The following is an 18920-nucleotide window of genomic DNA, read 5'->3' on the forward strand; positions in this document are numbered from 1 at the left end:
CTTCTTTTTCTGAAACTATAGAATGTCTTCAGAATGTCAACAAAATTGCAACAGGATTGTATGTGAAATTTGAAATACCAAAAGAGACAAACAGGATTTAAAAATTCCTTAATGCGCTCAACTGGATTACTATTTTTCAACCATTTCACGTAAAACAACAATGTTTCAAAAATCAAACATTAAGAAAATAACTTCTGTTGCCTTACTTTCAGCATTGTTAGGCGGAACCTCTTATGCCACCTATGAGCACCTGAGCAAGCAGGACACACTAAGTACATGGGTCAGCAATGCGACTCCCTTTGTAAAAGCGAGGTTGGATGAAAAAAATGCAGGATCGAATGTTGCTATGATTCCCGCTGATTTCACATTTGCATCCAAAAAAGCAACTGCGGCTGTAGTGCATATTAAATCTACCCTGAAAGCAGAACGAAATGTAAGCCAGATGGAAATACCTGAAGAATTCAAGGATTTATTCGGCGGACGAAATCCATTTGGACAACAGGGACAGCAACCAGGCAGGCCGCAAAAAGCCCAGGCTTCGGGATCTGGTGTGATCATTAATCCTGATGGATTTATCGTTACCAATAACCATGTAATTCAGGGAGCAGAATCTTTGGAAGTAACACTGGCTGATAAGCGTACTTTCAAAGCAAAAGTGGTTGGTTCTGATCCGAACACGGATATTGCTTTAATCAAAATTGATGCGAAGGATCTTCCAGCTCTTTCTTTTAGTAATTCGGATGCGGTACAGGTAGGACAATGGGTACTTGCAGTTGGCAATCCCTATAATCTTACCTCAACCGTTACCGCGGGAATTGTTAGTGCCAAAGGCCGAAGTATCAATATTCTTGGAGAGAATTCAAAAGCCCCGATTGAGTCATTTATACAAACGGATGCAGCTGTAAATCCGGGCAATTCAGGAGGAGCGCTGGTTGATCTGAATGGTAATCTGATTGGTATCAACACAGCTATTGCTAGTCAGACTGGTTCATTTGCGGGTTATTCATTTGCAGTCCCATCCAGCATTGCACATAAAGTGGTAGAGGACATTTCCAAATTCGGATCTGTACATCGCGGTTATTTGGGTGTAGGAATCAGCGAACTGACTTCTGAAAACGTTAAGACTTATAATTTGAAAGTAACTGACGGAGTCAGAGTAGAAAATTTCGCCAATGAAAGTGCTGCAAAAGAAGCAGGTATAAAAGTAGGCGATGTAATTACAAAAATTGACGGACATGCAATTGAAAGCGTTCCGGAATTGCAGGAAGCAATCGCACAACATCAGCCTTCTGATAAAGTTGCGGTGAATGTAAACCGCGATGGTGTAGATAAAGTAATAAATGTGACTTTGAAAAGCACTGCTGTTGCAAGTGCCGATCTGCCGGAATCTGCTGTAATGGAACAGCTTGGAATAGAATTACAGGATCTGACCAATCAGCAAAAAAAGGAAACCGGTGTTGAAAGTGGCGTTGTGGTAAGTCAGGTAAATGCTGGTAAGATTCGTCAGAACACCGATATGGAAGCAGGTTTTGTGATTACCAAAATTGACAAAACACCAGTTGCGAGCGTCAAGGAAGCACAAAAATTATTACAAAGCAAAAAAGGCGGTGTGATGATTGAAGGCGTTTATCCAGGCAGTGAAGAAACGCAGTATTACGCAATAGGCTTGTAGGGTGCGGGCCTGGTGCCCGCCCAAAAATCGAATAAAAATATTAGATATCAGGGCGGGTTCAAGACCCGCCCCAACGACGTTTAATCATTAATTTAAATTTCAAAAAAATGAAAAAGAACCTGATTTTGCTGGGAATGCTGACTGTTCTCAGTGGTGTAGCGTTTGCTCAAAATCCACAGCAGTCAGAAGTGAATATGAAGCATGGACTAACCTACAACTGGATTGTTCCTGATATGAAGGCAAATCAAAACCCGATGTACAACAGCTCATTTTCGCGTCAGCGTATACAGCAGGCGTTTGACATCGCATTGGCTGATAAAGGTTTAAGCCGGAATACCCGGCATCCTGATTATTTGTTACAATTTCATACATACACCCAGCGTATCCAAAGAAATTATAACGGAGGTGGCGGTTATCCTATGATGGGCTGGGGACGGTTTGGCTGGGGTATGCCCTATTATGGAGGATTTGGTTATGGAGGTTATGGATACGGAGGTTATCCTTCTACAAGTATTAATACAGACGGCACGCTGATCCTTGATCTGGTGGATACAAAGACCGGAAATATTATCTGGCAAAAGGCCATTACGGGTAATGTTAGTAATCCAAACCGCCTTGATAAACAGATCAATAAGGGTGTTAAAAAGTTAATGAAAGACTTCCCGATTCAGCGTGGATAGAGGGGAATCAGGAATTAAAGTTTAGAGTAAATTGTCCTCAATTAAGCATTAAATTATTCTTCGCCGGGCAATGTGTCATACAGATTTTGAAAGGGTTTTTGGTCTGTACAATTCACAAAGCAAGCGGGGAATATTTTTTTTTGTTACATTGTTCTAACTATAGTATTTCAACAGATTCAAGCAATAATTTAGTACCGTTAAAGACAAAAAGTCATCAATAGTCTAATATAAAAGCACATGAAATCGCTTGAAAAAGGAATTCCCGAAGCAGCAACAAACCGGAATAAAACCTTAAAAACCAGTTCATTAAAAACCCTAGTTGCCGCTGTTATACTGAGTGCAGGCGCCCTTACTGGATATGCTCAGAGTTATCAGAACGGATACGAAAATCAGCAGAATAACAATCAGAATAATGTTACGCAACAAAGTCTGATACAGGCAATTGCTCCTTACAATGAAGATGTGCGCAATGATATTCTGATCGCAACCAAGTATCCTGACGTTCTGCAAAAACTATGACAGATACGTGAAAATACGACCAGTGCATTTCAGGCAACCATCCAGAATTATCCGCAAAATAAACAGAACTGGTTTTACGAGATTTCCCGTTATCCTGATCTGATGGATAAACTGGCAACGATGCCACGCAAACAGTCAAAAAATAATATAGAAGCATTGCTGAACAATCCTTCACCAGAATTGAAAGAAGCCGCGTGGAAATTGTATGATAAACATCACAACGACCTGGTTACCGTAAACAACCTGAACCAGCAGGCAGTGGGTTCTTTTCAAAATCTGATACAACTGTTAAACCCCGATGCAAAACAGGCGTTTAAAACTTTGCAGGAAATGCCAGATGTACTTTCACTTTTGAATGATCATATTGACATTACAACAGAATTAGGTCAGAATTTTAAAAACGATCCCTCCGGTGTTAGTCAGCAAATTGCAGAAGTGCACGATCAGCAGGAAAATCAAAATAAACAGGATCTTGCCAACTATCGTGATGAGTTATCACAAGATCCGCAAGCATTACAAGAATTGGCGCAGGCGTCACAACAATATGCAAATACCGGCGGATATAGCTATCCGGCTCCTGCCCAAACTCAGGTAATTAATTACGGAAGCCCGTATTCCTACTGGTTTGGTTATCCTTCCTGGTACAATTCACCTATGTGGTATCCAGGTGCATTTGGTTATGGATCAGGCATTTACTTTGGACTAGGAGGATATCCATCCATATATGGGTTGCCATCGTTAGGATTTTCAAACTGGTTTTTTGGAGGTGCTTATCGTCGTTATCCGAATCTGTACCGTCAATACGGACGTTATTATAACAGTTATGGATCCCGTGGCGGTTACGCATCCCCGGCCCGTAGTGCATTTATGGGAACAGCAAGCAGACATTTTGTTCCAAACATAAACGGCCGTTCAGGAGGATTTATTAACAACCAGGCGTACCGTCAATCATCAAGGAGTTATAGTGTTGCTCCGCGCCAAAACTCTTATGGTGGAAACGGTGGACATTCATATAGCCCTTCAAACGGAGGAGGTGCTCGTTCTTACAGCAGTCCGTCTTATGGTGGCCGCAGCATGGGTGGCGGATTTAGCAGAGGTGGTGGCGGTGGATTTGGCGGAGGCGGTTCACGCGGCGGTGGAGGTGGAAGACATTAACACTCATCAATAAACAAAAGGGCTGATCGTAAGATCGGCCATTTTTGTTTTAGCAAGATAGCGCGAACGTCCCCGTTCGTGATCACTATTGTAAGGCCTCTGGCCTTTATTTAAATATTAAATTACCAGGCCGGAGGCCTTACAAAAAGAATCACGAACGGGGACGTTCGCGCTATCTTCTATCATCAAAATGATACTTTTCTTATCATTCATCGTCGAAAAGAAAAATATCAATCATGGCAGAAAAATACAGATTTCACAAAGACGGTTTATTCTTTATCACTATCACAGTTGTCGGTTGGATAGACGTTTTTACTAGAAAAGAGTATGCTGATGATATTATCAAAAACCTAAATTTTTGTATTGATCAAAAGGGTCTGGAAGTTTACGAATTTTGTATTATGCCAAGTCATATACATATGATTTGTTCTGCCAGGAACGGAGAAGTTGGAAAAATAATAAAAGATTTTAAAAGTTTTACTGCAAAGGAAATGATCAAATTGATAGAAAACAATCCTCAGGAAAGCCGCAAGGAATGGCTTCTTTATTTGTTTCGCTACTTTGCAAAAGGTCAAGCTGACAAATCAAATTTCCAGTTTTGGCAACATAACAGCCACCCGATTAGTCTTGAATCAAATAAGTGGATAGAAGAGAAAACAAATTATATCTGGTATAATCCGGTCAAAGCGGGAATTGTAGATGAACCCCAACACTATATTTATAGCAGTGCTAATCCGTTTACAGAGTTAAAAATTATTTGTTAAGGATAGCGCGAACGTCCCCGTTCGTGATGTTTATTGTAAGGCCTCCGGCCGGGTAATTTAATATTTAAATAAAGGCTGGAGGCCTTACAATAGTGATCACGAACGGGGACGTTCGCGCTATCTTAGCACCTGATTCCGGATTCAAATTTGACACCAATCTCAACCCTCCTACCCTGATTCTATAAAAATCTTTGTATCCTGCCATTTTTTTTATATCCGGTAATTCTCCCAGGTTTAAAGCATTTTCAGCTATTTGTACCAAACTTTTCGCTTGCATCTGAATGTTAACAGGGCATTTTTTTCTTCTTTAAAAAAGCGCTTGGCCAAAATTACTTCCATCCCATAGCAGCTTTAAACTCAACTAAAGTCATATATCCATTTTCAGCTTCGACTGTTTGCATGATTTTTCCCAGATAACAATCTTCCAATTCTTCATTATCAATGATCGCAAGATTTTTTTCAACTTCTTCAATCGTCCAGTTTCCACACTTTTTTTGAGTGAAAAATTTGGAGGTGTTATTCCCAACTTCTCCGCAATAAAAGAATTCTTGTAAACAGATTTTTGAATAAAAACGCCAATATTTTTTCTTAAATCCTTATAATTTTATACTATTCCAAACATGGCCTTATTTTTTTATTAGCACAATTCACTAATTTTTCTTATTACCAAACATATAAAAAATTTGTTGATACTAAATTTAAACGCGAGGATAAGCACCAGAGATGGATTAGATTGATGGGGACATCTTCGCTATCTTACCCAATAATTGCTCTTCTTAAATAATCCGTTTATCTTTAAAAATCATCCACAAGAAATCTATAAATGGAAAGCAGCGACCTTAAAATACTTTTTTTTGACATTGGCGGAGTGCTGCTGAGCAATGGCTGGGGACACGAATCGCGGGAAATGGCTGCGGAAAAATTTGGATTGGACTACAAAGAAATGGATCAGCTCCACAATTTTATATTCAACGTATACGAAATTGGAAGCATTACTCTGGATCAATATCTTGATACTGTTATATTTAACCACCCGCGTGATTTTGTCCGGGAAGATTTCAAAGAGTTCATGTACGCTCAGTCGGTAGAATTACCGGATATGCTTGCATGGCTTAAAGAATGGAAAAAGGATTGCGGGTTCCGCATTATTTCTATTAATAATGAAGGAAAGGAACTCAATGAGTACCGGGTTCAGAAGTTCAAGCTGCATATATGCTTTGATGCTTTTATATCATCCTGCGAAGTGAAAATGCGTAAACCTGATCCGGGTATATTCCAGCTTGCCATGGGTATTGCACAAGCCACGCCAAGCCAGTGTGTGTATTTTGATGACCGTATAATGTTTACCAACACAGCAAAAAAACTAGGTATCCGTGCGTATCAGCATACTGGTTTTGAATCTACCAAGGCAATATTAGAAGGTTTGAAAAAAGAGCAGTTTGATCGGGTTATTTAAGGGTTTAAGCGCAGAGTTAGAATATTTTTGCGCAGGGTTTCACAGAGCTTTTTAATATTTACTTAGCGAAACTTAGTGCAAAACTGCTTTAACTCTGCGTTTAAACACATATTATCGTTTAACAACCGGCAATACAACCACAGAAGGATATTGCGCTGAATGAAATACTTTGTTATGCGCAATCACACCTTTCGATTCGTCATAATTGTTCCCGCCTGTATTCATATTTCTTTCAAAACGCGGGAAATTACTACTTGAAATTTCAATTCTTACCTGATGCCCCGGTTCAAAAAAATTACTGGTCGCCATCGGGCTTAAAGTAAGTTTATAAACTTTCCCGTTTTCCATCATTACTTCCTTATCAAACCCTTCACGATAACGGGCACGCAGAATAGTCTCATCCAGATTGTACGCTTTGCCGTCCGGATATACATCTATAAGTTTCACTGTAAAATCAGTATCCTTTACATCCGAAGAAACATACAGCGTGGTTTCAATTGAACCGGTAAGTTCCACACCGTCTTTAAATGGGTCAGTAGTGTAAACCAGGATATCCTGACGCGTTTCCATCTGGTGCTGATCCCACGATCCGCCCTGGATGGCAGTGCCGGTACAGCATACATTGCCGCCATAAGAAGGAACCGGGAATGCAGGATTGTAGGTAAAAGCATCCGGCCTTTCATCTTTACCAAGTGGCTTTACAGTCAAATTTCCATCTCCATAAAGACTGTTTGCACTTCCTTTGCCCGATAAATAATAGGTTGTTGGTTCTGAACCAGCAGGTGGCCAGGTTTCAGAAAACTGCCATTTATTGGATCCCATCGTGTAATATTGAACACGCGGCGTTTTTTTGAGAATATCATTTTCTTCTCCTTTCAGCCAATAATCAAAATAGCCATAGATAAGACTGTCGTAATCCAGCCGGGCATCTCCGACGCTGCGTTCACCGACAATTGTATTTTCCGTAGCGCGTTTGTAAGCACAATGAAGTGTAGGAGCGATGACCAGAAACTGTCCATCACGAATTTGCTGGTCTATTCCGTTTTTTCTTACATGATTGAATAATGCAAGATTGGGACCCATCGATACATCGTACCAGGATGTAAACCAGAAACTCGGAACGCCAAAAGGCATACTCTCATGGTACAGGCCTCCCTTGTACCATTCAGGATCATTGGGCTTTCTGACAATCATTTTCTCGTAAGTCCCTTTCGGCCCGTTCACATTCTGAATGATATCCTGAACCGGCAGGTGTTTCAAACCTTGCGCCCAATCCACTTTCGGCATTTCAGGTGCAAGGTCATAAAACCTCGAAACACGCGCCAGATCTTCACTTTTTGCATCCTTTGGAAAAATCGGACGAGCCAGATTATCTGTCTCTGTTCCGTAAAGCCAGGTTGTAAAAAGCATTTGCTGTGCACCGCCACGGTACCAGTTACCCTGCTCCATAAACGGCCCCACTTTGCCAACTCCTGCTCCAAAACCCATTGGAATCATTGCAGCATGAGCGGGATGATCCAAAGCTGCAACCGCCATTTGCCATTCAGCGGTGGATGAACAGCCAAGAGTTCCTATTTTTCCATTAGACCATGGTTGTGCAGCCATCCAGGTAAAAGCATCGTAACCATCCGTAGTTGGCGGGCCTAATATTTCCCAGTTTCCTTCCGAAAAAAACTTGCCGCGTTCGTTCTGCACTACGTATGCATAACCTCTTTTTACCGCATCCAGAGCCGCCTGGTAAGTTCCGGATTTCATTTCACCATCTCCCCAGGAATTGAAATTATAAGGAGTTTTGGAAAAAATAACAGGAACTTTTTTTTCCGTTTTAGGTCTGTACACATCACTTGCCAGTCGGACACCATCGCGCATCGGCATCATCACTTTTTGTTCAATAATGGCAATTTTCTGTAATTCTTTTAAAACATCGTCTTGGGCAAAAACAACCTTCGAGGTAAGGAAAAGTGTTAAAACAAAACTAATTATTCGAGTATTCGTATTTTTCATTTAAATGTGGTTTAGTAATAGAAGATTGCTTGAATTAAGTGATTTGTGTTATCAAAACAAAGGAATGTATCAGCTTAAAACTTAATGATACGACTGAACGAAATTTTGAAGACTCGTTTATCAAAAATTCAAAATTGTTTGAATTTCGCAAGCATCTGTTTGTTTGGCGCAAACACTTACCTTTCCTAACGCCATACCTTTGTTCCATCAGAATTTAAACAAAACAAAAGATGGAAAATAAAAAAGTATGGTTTGTAACAGGTGCCTCCAAAGGTCTTGGACTTACACTCGTAAAAGAATTATTATCACAAGGTTACCAGGTAGCGGCCACATCCAGAACGGTAGAATCTCTGACAAAAGAAGCCGGTGCATCATCAGATAACTTTCTTCCCTTAGAGGTAGATCTGGTAAGTGAAGAAAGTGTTAAAAAAGCAATTGATAAAACAGTTGAGAAGTTTGGCACCATTGACGTGGTAGTTAACAATGCCGGATATGGACAGTTTGGTACATTGGAGGAGATAACTGACAAAGCTGCCCGCCAGAATTTTGATATCAATGTGTTTGGTTCGTTAAATGTCATCAGATTTGCAATGCCTTATTTACGTGCGAACCGTTCCGGCCGGATTTTTAATATTTCGTCAATTGCCGGATTTTTGGGAAACTTTGCAGGCTGGGGAATTTATGCTGCTACTAAATTTGCTGTTGTAGGTTTCACAGAAGCATTGTCCGCTGAAATTAAATCATTCGGTGTGAAGGCAACTGTCGTATATCCGGGTTACTTCCGTACCAATTTCCTGGAATCCGATTCATTCAGCGTTATTGAAAGCAATATTGCTGAATACGCAGACGCCAAAGCTTCTCTGGATGCGCATCAGCAACAAATCAATGGCAATCAGCAAGGTGATCCGTTAAAGGCAAGCCTGGTTCTGATAAAAGTGGCAGCAGACGATAATCCCCCTTGCATTTATTTTTGGGCCAGGATGCAAATGACCTGGCAAAAACAAAAATTGAGGCGATTGAAAAAGATCTGACAAATTGGGAAGAATTAGCCACTTCAACAGCATTTGAAGTGGAAGCATAAATAACAATTGATGAATCACTGAAATATATTAACTCCGGGTCAATATCCGGAGTTATTTTTTTACACTAAAAATAAATTTCACTTCCTGCTCATTCTATTGCCTGTTTTCTGCTGACTTTTGTAATGTTTTAATAAAGGAATTAGCAACAGATGTACACTTCTCTCCTATTTTTTCATTCAATTGTCAGGTGGTTTGTACTGGCCAGTTTGATTTTCGCAATTTATCGGTCTTATACCGGATTTAAAACCAACGCTGTATTTTCTAAAACAGACGATTCAGTCCGTCACTGGACTGCAACCATCGCTCACATACAGCTGACGATTGGTTCTGTATTGTACTTTATCAGCCCGTTGATTAAATTTTTCCTTGCTAATTTTAAAGAGCAGATCAGGAATATTGACCTGGCCTTTTTTGGTTTAGCGCATATTTTGTTGATGACCATTTCCATAGTGATCATTACAATCGGATCAGCTTTGGCAAAACGCAAAAAATCTGATAAAGAGAAATTTCAAACTATTTTCATTTATTTTTCCATCGCATTATTCATCATATTCCTTTCTATTCCCTGGCCATTTTCTCCATTTGCGAACAGGGCACTGATCAGGACATTTTAGAGTGTGTTGGGATATTGAAAATATTAGGGATCGTATCAACTTTGTTGTGACCAAACTTCAAAGATGTGAACAAACAGTTTTTGGAACTGACCGATCCCCAATGGGAGGCAATTTTACCATTTTTTAATTTAAAAAGAAAAAGAAAATTAGATCTTAGGCAGGTGATGAATGCCTTACTTTATGTAGTCCGAACTGGTTGTCAGTGGAGAAACCTTCCTGCTCAATGGCCAAATTGGCAAGCTGTTTACTATTATTTTGACAAGTGGAAACGTAATGGATTATTTGAAAGGATCAACCGCGTCGTTAATCAACTGGATAGAAAAAATCAAGAAAGAGAAGAATATCCTTCCATATTTTGCATTGATAGTCAAAGTGTTAAACTGTCACCAGGAATTTTTGAAGATCGTGGAATTGATGCAAACAAAAAAGTTAACGGGCGTAAAAGACAGTTACTTGTTGACAGCGGTGGTCGCCTTTGGGCTGCCCATGTCCACGCAGGTAATATTGGAGATGGACCAGCAGCTCTAGCACTAGTACCACATATTTTGTATTATAGTGATCGTCTTGAAAAAATATATGGAGACCAAGCGTATAACGGCGTATTTGCTAAAAATATAAATGAATTTGGTTTCGATTTTGAAAAAGCTTCCCGTCCAGAATCAGCAAAAGGATTTGTTCCAGTGGCAAAACGGTGGGTGGTAGAAAGAAGCATATCTTGGACTAATTATTTCCGCAGGCTAGTCAAAGACTATGAATATACCACATCTTCGTCAGTTGCATGGCTATATTTAGCAAATACCCAATTAATGTTACAACGAATATGTCTTAAAAACCAAACTTAATTTCCCAACACACTCTTAGTTATTTCTGCCTGGGTTTCTTTAATGGAAGCTCGTGATATTTTACAGAGTACAACAATAATTACAAAAATCTAATGAAAAGAATCGCGCTGCTCGGCGGCACAAGCTGGCCTTCCACTATTGAATATTATACCAAACTAAACCAGCTGATTAATCAGGAATTGGGTGGGCATCACTCCTGCCCGATGATACTTTACAATATTGATTACCACGAAATAAAGTCCGGATATGCCAACGGCTGGAATGAAATTCCCGGATTGCTGAAAACAGAAATTGAAAATATTCTCAAACTAAATCCGGATGGCCTCATTATTTGCAATAATACGCTGCATAAAGCTTTTGACCTGATCAAAAATGAAATGCATATCCAAGTCCCGGTTTTTCATATTATAGATTTGACTAAAACTTATATTCTAGAAAACAACTGGCAACGCGTACTGCTATTAGGAACAAAGTTTACTATGGAGGATGATTTTTTCAAACAGCCTTTAATTGATGCAGGAATTCAGGTCGAAATCCCTGATTTACACGAACGTATTGAAATTCAGGAGATTCAATCGGAACTGGCAAAAGGAATTATTACCAAAGAATATGAAGAATATTTTCAAAAGCTTACCAATAAATACGTTGATTATGATGCATTTATATTAGCCTGCACAGAATTACCCCTTGCATTTGAAAAGGTAAATTCGAAACCGGTTTTGATAAATACCATTACATTGCAATGTCAAAAAGCAATTGAGTTCATTATCAATTAATTTAATTCTGCCGGAATAGTACAAAAATGCATTACAAATCCAATCCTGACCTGAAAAATATTAATTTGCCTTTTGACTGGAAGGGGACGCCTGTCGACAAACACGGAAGATTTGTGAACCATGAGTTTCCGTTTGTTAATTCTTTCAGTGATATGATTAAATGGCAGACTTCGAGGAATCCACAAAAAGAAGAAAAGAAAAATGATACCTGGAGACTTGAAGCAGATTTTGAAAGTGGTTTTTTAGAGTCAAAAACGGACTGTATTGTATGGCTTGGGCATGCTTCGTTTTTCATTCGTTTGGCAGGAATTTCAATATTAATTGATCCGGTTTTTTTCAATGTTTCTTTAATTAAGCGCTTATCACCCTTGCCGGTTTCTCCTGAGCAATTCCAAAATCTGGATTATATTCTGGTTTCACACGATCACCGTGATCATTGTGATGAAAAAAGTATTCGCTTACTGACCAGAAATAACCCCGAAGCAACCTGGCTTACGGGCCTGAACATGGACAAATTGCTGAAAGAATTTAGTGGAAGCAGTAAAATCCAGGCGGCAGGATGGTACCAGCTGTTTGAAACAGACAAGCGCATTAAAATAACTTATGTGCCATCCAGGCATTGGGGAAGGCGATCCATCAATGATACTAATCTGCGATTGTGGGGTGGTTATGTGATTGAAGGAATGGATAAAACAATTTATTTTTGTGGTGATTCGGGTTATGGAAGTCACTTTGCTGACATAGCCCAGGCCTTTCCAAACATTGATTATTGTATGATAGGAATAGGCGCTTACAAACCTGAATTTTTCATGGCACAGAGCCATACTTCACCGTCTGATGCTGTTAAAGCTTTCCAGGACACAAAAGCAAAAACGATGATTCCCATGCATTATGGCACTTTTGATTTATCCGACGAGCCAGTTGGCGATCCGTTTCGGGTTTTAAAAAAATTGGAAACAGATAAGGATTTAAAGGAGAAAATAAAATATTTGAAAGCAGGGGAAATGGTGCTGATGAATTAGGTTTTATTAGGCCATTCCGACGCAAACAGCTTAAATTCGCACATTAATCAAACCAAACAGTAAAAAATTTCATGAAGCAGTATCTTGTTCTTAGTATCGTGATTCTTCTTTTTGGCTGTAAGTCAGTGAAAGTTTCCGACAAAAGTTATACTTCCGATCAAATTATTATTCAGAAAGTAAAAAACAACGTTTACCGACATACAACTTACCTTCAGTCAGAAACTTTTGGAAAAGTATCATGCAACGGGATGGTCGTTTTTGATCAAAATGAAGCGATCATATTTGACACACCCATAGACGATTCTACGTCGTCAGAGTTGATAAACTGGATTGAAGACAGCCTGAAATGTAAAATCATTGCTATAATCCCAACGCATTTTCATGAAGATTGCCTGGGCGGATTGAAAGAATTTCATAAGCATAAAATCCCTTCCTATGCTTCCAACAAGACCATTAAATATGCAGGATTGAATAAATACGAAATTCCTCAAAACGGATTTGACAATTTACTCGAATTAAAAGTTGGAAGTAAAAAAGTTATTGCAGAGTTCAACGGGGAAGGTCACACCAGGGATAATATTATCGGTTATTTCCCAAGTGAAAAAGTAATGTTCGGAGGTTGCCTGATTAAAGAAACAGACGCTACGAAAGGTAATCTGGCCGATGCAAATGTACAGGATTGGTCCGCAACAGTAACCAAAATAAAACAAAAATATCCTGATACGGAAGTTGTAATTCCCGGCCACGGAAAGTCAGGAAATACTGCGTTGCTGGACTATACAATCAAGTTATTTAAATGAAGTTTTTACTTCTGGCAGCCGTAGCCTTGTCATTAAAATTCTTAATTAAGAGCGATGTACTGATATTTGAATTAATATCACAATTAGTAGAACTAGTTAAATAATATTAATGTTTGAAAATCACATTTGTCATGTTCTGTGTGTTTCTCTACAAAGGTTTTTTATAAATGGACTGACCACTAAGTTCTTGAAAATAGGATTGTTTCAAATTCAAATACCCGAAATTATGAAATTCTATTACTTCTCCTCCCTGTTGTTATCTATCCTACTTATCTGTGCTTGTGATGATCACACGCCAACCGATCCGATAAATCATTTAAGAGTGAAAAATCTGACGCGGATACTTCCAGACAAAAATGGAATTACAAATATAAGTGCGTTCAAATATGATAATGAGAATCGTCTCATTTCAATTATTTCATATCAAACTCCCGATAGTACAGCAGCAGCGGTTGGACGTACAGCATTTGAGTATGATGGTCAAAACCGGCTTTTGATAGTCAGGCAATCAATAAACCCCTCCGTTTCAGAAACATACAGATATGGTTATAATTCAAACAATCAGCTTGCTGTAATTGATTATGATGCCGGGAATCCTGAAATCTACCATATTACGTATAAGTATAATAGTAATATCTTAGAAAGCAGTTTGAGAGAATTTGACTTTAATGCTACCCTGAGATTTAAAAATGCAATAAACTATACATTCACAGGACAAAACCTCTCAGGAATTACTTCTGTCCAAACGATCGAAAAAGTAATTCCAACAGTTACGACATTTTCGGCCGCCTTTATCTACGACGATAAAATTAACCCTTTTTATGGCGTTTTTCTCGTTCCTGCACCGGTTCTGCCATCAAAACCTACCTCTGCGCAATTTAACTATTACACATACTACGGCGGTTATGATAACTTATTGACTCTGAGCCCTCACAATATGGTTAGCAATAGCCGGTCAACCGGTGAACAAATTACCTATAGCTATATTTATAACGACGCCGGATATCCCACAAGCCGGATTACACTTAAAAAAAGCAATGCGCAGGCTGATAGTTTGACGGAGGAGACGTTGTTGTATGAGTATGAAACTTACTAGTTTAAAACGAATCTCGTCGCATTATTCCGGGCGCACGGTTTGTAATTATTTCCAAAAACCCTGCGCCCGAATTCCGTTTGGCTGATCTTTTCTTCGTTTTAATTCTTTTCTCAGCAGTACACAAGTTGGAATATGCCCGGAAAGATACACGTCCGAATCAGCCAGATTTTCATTTTTTGTCCATTCCAATAATGAATTAAAACCACCTGAATCTTCCTGCAGAACAGGCTGGACTTTCCACTTGAAATATTCCAAAAATTCGTTGCAATGGCTTTCTTTCCCGATGGAAATTGCTCCGCTTAATAACTTATCACCAGCGAGTTGCTGCAAGGCCAGATAGTGGCCAATACTGCTCATATCACCCAAAACCATCATTTCTCCCCGATCAACAGGACGGTGCATCGTATTGCTGACACCAACGTATGTTATTTCATCGCCCTGCTGAAGTGATTTCACCCATTTGCTTCCCGGGCTGTCCTGAAGTGCATTGATATATAACGTACAGGTCCGGATATCGGCATCCCAGCCCGCAGGTGTATAATCGCGGTAAACACCGTTTGCTACTTTTACTTTAATATACTGTACTCTTGTCCAGGCAGACATATCCATATTGGAAAAATGAACGTCTACTTCGAAGAAAGTGGCAGGATTCCAGGCACGAACAGACAATACCGTCCCCGATTTTGCCCACGCGTTTTCTATTAAACTGATTGCTTTTTGTTTTATAATATTCATATTTAGAAGCTTTTAATTGCCCGCGTTTGGCTATTAGCTAATAGAAATAGATCGAAATACTAATTGCGCCGGCAATATTCCTGTGCTTTTAGAATTGACAGCAACACTATTTATTCATAATAATTTACAGATACAAAACAACACCGGAATGGTGGTAATGAAAATAGAGAAAGAGCGGTATTGATTGGACTATTTACGGTATTCACTTCTGAACTGTCCCGGTGAAGATTGGGTGACTTTTCTGAAAAGCCTTGAAAAATAAGTATGATCGTCGTAACCCAAAGAAAAAGCAATTTCCTTGACACTTAAATCGGTATAATAAAGAAGTCGTTTCGACTCCATGATTACCTCCCGCTGTATCCAGTGACTCACCGAAAAGCCGGTTATATTTTTAACAACTTCGTTGAGATATGAAGGTGTGATATTAAGCAACTGTGCATATTCCGAAGGGCTTTTTAAAGTTTTAAAATTTTTCGAAAGTATACTTTTGAACTGCCGTGTGATGGTTGCCGGGCGTAAATTATCTAATGGATCGGATTGCTTCTGCTCCTGAAAAACAGATGCAAAAATACCAAGGCAAACCTTGACCATGGACCTGGCAACAGGTTGATAGTTTAAATAGTTATCGCCGGACGAGATTTCTGACAAAAGCTGTAAACTTTTCACCAATAACCCTGCCTGCTCTTGATTGACCGAAACCGGTTGACTATTTGACGCATAGTTCTCAAAAACAGAACGCAGATTTTCATCCAGATCGGACAAATCAGTTGCCATAAACCAGCCGGATGCATGATTAAAAGACAAAGGCCGGTGAACCTGGCCGGGCAAGATGCAAAACGCATTGGCACCTTCAAGACTTACTTCCCTGAAATCTACCATAAACCGGCTGCTTCCTTTTTCATGAAAGAAGAAATTGCAATGGTTGTCCCGATGCGCTTCCATCATTAAAATTTCCTGAGAAATATCACCGTCCATCCGCCGCAGAAAAAAAGTGCGGTCTGTGTCATCTTTAAGGTAATGCAGTGGTATTATTGATTTTTCAGGCACAAAAAATATGTTCAGATTAACAATATTAATTCAAAAAAACACCTGTTTCTTCAATTTTACAGCCCGGTCAAGCATGTCTGTTGCCTGTAAAACCTTATTTTTCAAATAATAAGGATAATCGGGATTGGCTTTTAAAAATTGATTGGCTATTTCAGCAGCTTCCGGGCTGGAATGTCCGGCAAAAATATTGTGCGTCCAGCGTGTTGGAAAGAAAATATCACCGGTAAGTTGTATCTCCTGTAACATATCGAGCGAAGGACGCAGGTATTTTAAAGCGCTCTTTTGTCGCAATGGATGATGCAGGTAACTCAGTGCATCCAGTACCCAGGCCTCTTTTTCACGATTCTCAGGTTTTTTCAAGGATTCAAAAAATATATCTCTTTCATTTTCAATATTACTTAATGCAGGAATTACAAACTGCATTCTCGCCTTACGATCCGGATTTTTGGTATTGCTTAATTGTTTTATCAAAACCGTTTTCTGATTTTCCGGATCTTTCAATGCGATTTCACAAGCAAGCGAAATATTGTCTTCTTCGGACAGGACCAGATCTTTTACAATTAGCTTTTCAGTCCATAAACCTTCCAGTTTTTTCAACCCATCCGTTGTCATAACCATATTTTTAAATGCACGGAAATAGGAAGTTTTTATTCCTTTGTCTTTTGTATCTTCTAATAATGTCCACAAAAGTTTTTCCATTTTTTCCTGATGCGATTGCCGGATTTCGTCTGTAAGAAAAGCCCACCATGCCGTTTGCAGGTTTCCGAGCAGGTAATCAACAAGCAGAGGATTTTCCTCTTTTGGTAAAAGAGCAGCAATATTTATCACAAAATGTTCAGGTGAAATACCATCGCCGCGTACCAGGCCTTCCCATTGATTAACCAGCATTGCACCACGAAAAACAGGATCAGACGAGACAGAATCAGATTTTGAATTATAATTAATGTTGAAATCAGTCAAACTGGCACTATCCATTTTGAAATAACCATACCCAATTCCATCCGCGTTCGGGAAAGAAAACGAAGCTGAATTTGTATTCAGAATGCCTGGTTTCGAATCAATAATATTAAGCGTATTTTCCTGATAAACTCCTTTGTTTTTCCAGCCAAAACTCAATGACTGCTGCCAGATCCGATTGGAAACTGAATCTGCTTTTTGCCGGATTTTAATCCTGGAATTTTCTTTGGTCAGATCATACTCAGGCATTCCGCCCGTTTTGACCCACACATTACTCCAGTCGGCAATATCTAACGGTGAATTTTTATCAATAATCCCAATCAGGTCATCCCATTTTGCATTGCCAAACGCATACGTTTTGAGATATTCCTGTAAACTTTCCCGCATCATTTTTTCACCAATTTTCCTTTCCAGTTGCCGCATGACGATCGGTGCTTTCTGGTAAATAATAGCTCCGTATAATGTTCCGGCATTTTTCAGGTTTCCCAGTTCCTGTAATACCGGGTTCGTACCCGCAGTTCTGTCAACCTCGTAGGCACCCGGGTAATGAGCAAGCAAAAAACGCAGATTATGATTGATTTCCGGAAAACCGGGATGTACAATCTTGGCAGCCATAAAATTTGCAAAAACCTCCTTCAGCCACACATCATTGAACCAGTCCATCGTTACCAGATCGCCAAACCACATATGCGCCGACTCATGTGCGATTACGCTTGCTCTCGATAGTTTTTTGTTTACAGACGCATTTTCATCCAGAAACAGCGCAGATTCATTATAAAATATTGAACCCGGATGTTCCATTCCTCCATACTGAAAGGAAGGAATTAAAACGAAATCAAACTTTCCAAACGGGTATTTAATAGCTGTATAATCTTCAAGCCAGTTCAGGGCTTTTGCATGCAGTTCAAATACCTCATCCCGGTTACGAGCTACTTTTATTGTATCAGTTTCCCGGTAATACATGGTCATCGCCCGTCCGTTCACCGATTTCTCCGTTTTGAAAAACTTACCTGCCGCAAATGCAAAAAGATAGGAACTGATCGGTTTTGTTTTCTCAAAGTGAAAAATACCTTTTTCGTTTTTCACAGATTTTGCCTTTAAAGCTCCATTTGAAACTGCTTCCCAACCTGCCGGGGTCTTTAAAGTCAGCTCATAGCTGGCTTTAAGGTTTGGCTGATCAAATAATGGAAAACAGGTTGAAGCACGATCCGGAACAAAAAGAGTGTACAAATATTCTTCGCTGCGGTTCAGCGACATATCCCCTGCTTTAAAGTCTATTGAAATTTCGTTTTTTCCTTTTTTTAAATTTCCCGTTTCAATAACAATATGCTGATTGACAAAGGAATAAGAAACTTCTTTCCCAGCTGATCTGACAGAAGAAACATATGAGCTATCATTACTAAAATCCAGTATTACCGGCTGATCCAAGGAATTCAAATGAAACGAGACAACTACTTTGCCAAGAATTGCTTCATTTTTTAATGCAGGAATATTTAGCTCAATCGCATACTGGACACTATCAATTGTCTTTTTCCGAAGATCATTTAAAGCAATGGAAACCCCGCTTTCAGGAATTACGTTCGCTTGTTTTTTACAACTTAAATTGACGAGAAAAGTACCGATCAGAAACAGAAAAGAATAACGAAATTGCATGGAGTGAAAAAGCTTTGGATTAAAAAAACTGTTACAGCGAATTACA

General features: G+C 39.4%; 17 protein-coding genes. 13 read left to right on the plus strand and 4 right to left on the minus strand.

Going from position 1 to position 18920, the window contains the following annotated elements; translation table 11 throughout:
• The first annotated feature begins 160 nt into the window (after window positions 1-160).
• The 6 genes from KZC02_RS04700 to KZC02_RS04725 all read left to right on the plus strand — a co-directional run bounded on the left by KZC02_RS04700 (window position 161) and on the right by KZC02_RS04725 (window position 6246).
• Window positions 161-1672: a Do family serine endopeptidase gene (locus tag KZC02_RS04700; RefSeq protein WP_221393056.1), complete on the plus strand. Its 1512-nt coding sequence runs from the start codon at window positions 161-163 to the stop codon at window positions 1670-1672.
• 107 nt (window positions 1673-1779) lie between these two features.
• Window positions 1780-2352 carry a DUF4136 domain-containing protein gene (locus KZC02_RS04705; RefSeq protein ID WP_221393057.1) on the plus strand — a complete coding sequence of 191 codons (573 nt, stop codon included), beginning with the start codon at window positions 1780-1782 and terminating at the stop codon, window positions 2350-2352.
• Between the two features lie 237 nt (window positions 2353-2589).
• A complete protein-coding gene (locus KZC02_RS04710; protein ID WP_221393058.1) occupies window positions 2590-2871 on the plus strand; it encodes a hypothetical protein in 282 nt (93 codons plus the stop codon).
• A 102-nt stretch (window positions 2872-2973) separates the two neighbouring features.
• On the plus strand, window positions 2974-4026 hold the full coding sequence (locus KZC02_RS04715) for a hypothetical protein (RefSeq protein ID WP_221393059.1): 1053 nt from the start codon (window positions 2974-2976) through the stop codon (window positions 4024-4026).
• 236 nt (window positions 4027-4262) lie between these two features.
• Window positions 4263-4790: an REP-associated tyrosine transposase gene (locus KZC02_RS04720; protein WP_221393060.1), complete on the plus strand. Its 528-nt coding sequence runs from the start codon at window positions 4263-4265 to the stop codon at window positions 4788-4790.
• Window positions 4791-5613: 823 nt separating this feature from the next.
• Window positions 5614-6246: an HAD family hydrolase gene (locus tag KZC02_RS04725; RefSeq protein ID WP_221393061.1), complete on the plus strand. Its 633-nt coding sequence runs from the start codon at window positions 5614-5616 to the stop codon at window positions 6244-6246.
• 111 nt (window positions 6247-6357) lie between these two features.
• On the opposite strand, the gene KZC02_RS04730 is transcribed toward KZC02_RS04725, so the two are convergent.
• A complete protein-coding gene (locus KZC02_RS04730) occupies window positions 6358-8250 on the minus strand; it encodes a CocE/NonD family hydrolase (protein WP_221393062.1) in 1893 nt (630 codons plus the stop codon).
• Between the two features lie 230 nt (window positions 8251-8480).
• Here KZC02_RS04730 and KZC02_RS04735 point away from each other — a divergent pair, with 230 nt between their 5' ends.
• The 7 genes from KZC02_RS04735 to KZC02_RS04765 all read left to right on the plus strand — a co-directional run bounded on the left by KZC02_RS04735 (window position 8481) and on the right by KZC02_RS04765 (window position 14482).
• Window positions 8481-9281 (plus strand): SDR family oxidoreductase, encoded by an 801-nt coding sequence (locus KZC02_RS04735; RefSeq protein WP_310590403.1) that lies wholly within the window; start codon window positions 8481-8483, stop codon window positions 9279-9281.
• A gap of 200 nt (window positions 9282-9481) precedes the next feature.
• A complete protein-coding gene (locus KZC02_RS04740; protein WP_221393063.1) occupies window positions 9482-9946 on the plus strand; it encodes a hypothetical protein in 465 nt (154 codons plus the stop codon).
• 65 nt (window positions 9947-10011) lie between these two features.
• Window positions 10012-10788, plus strand: a complete 777-nt coding sequence (locus KZC02_RS04745; RefSeq protein ID WP_221389948.1) for an IS5 family transposase — start codon at window positions 10012-10014, stop codon at window positions 10786-10788.
• Window positions 10789-10880: 92 nt separating this feature from the next.
• A complete protein-coding gene (locus KZC02_RS04750) occupies window positions 10881-11564 on the plus strand; it encodes an aspartate/glutamate racemase family protein (RefSeq protein ID WP_221393064.1) in 684 nt (227 codons plus the stop codon).
• A 26-nt stretch (window positions 11565-11590) separates the two neighbouring features.
• Window positions 11591-12586 carry an MBL fold metallo-hydrolase gene (locus KZC02_RS04755; RefSeq protein ID WP_221393065.1) on the plus strand — a complete coding sequence of 332 codons (996 nt, stop codon included), beginning with the start codon at window positions 11591-11593 and terminating at the stop codon, window positions 12584-12586.
• Window positions 12587-12657: 71 nt separating this feature from the next.
• On the plus strand, window positions 12658-13386 hold the full coding sequence (bla, locus tag KZC02_RS04760; protein ID WP_221393066.1) for a subclass B1 metallo-beta-lactamase: 729 nt from the start codon (window positions 12658-12660) through the stop codon (window positions 13384-13386).
• 226 nt (window positions 13387-13612) lie between these two features.
• Window positions 13613-14482, plus strand: a complete 870-nt coding sequence (locus tag KZC02_RS04765; protein WP_221393067.1) for a hypothetical protein — start codon at window positions 13613-13615, stop codon at window positions 14480-14482.
• 45 nt (window positions 14483-14527) lie between these two features.
• On the opposite strand, the gene KZC02_RS04770 is transcribed toward KZC02_RS04765, so the two are convergent.
• The 3 genes from KZC02_RS04770 to KZC02_RS04780 form a co-directional block, all read right to left on the minus strand.
• Window positions 14528-15217 carry a hypothetical protein gene (locus KZC02_RS04770; RefSeq protein ID WP_221393068.1) on the minus strand — a complete coding sequence of 230 codons (690 nt, stop codon included), beginning with the start codon at window positions 15215-15217 and terminating at the stop codon, window positions 14528-14530.
• A 189-nt stretch (window positions 15218-15406) separates the two neighbouring features.
• Window positions 15407-16264: an AraC family transcriptional regulator gene (locus tag KZC02_RS04775; protein ID WP_221393069.1), complete on the minus strand. Its 858-nt coding sequence runs from the start codon at window positions 16262-16264 to the stop codon at window positions 15407-15409.
• Window positions 16265-16294: 30 nt separating this feature from the next.
• A complete protein-coding gene (locus KZC02_RS04780) occupies window positions 16295-18874 on the minus strand; it encodes a M1 family aminopeptidase (protein ID WP_221393070.1) in 2580 nt (859 codons plus the stop codon).
• Between the last annotated feature and the right edge of the window lie 46 nt (window positions 18875-18920).

This window comes from Dyadobacter sp. NIV53 (assembly GCF_019711195.1).
In the GTDB taxonomy this organism is placed as follows: domain Bacteria; phylum Bacteroidota; class Bacteroidia; order Cytophagales; family Spirosomataceae; genus Dyadobacter.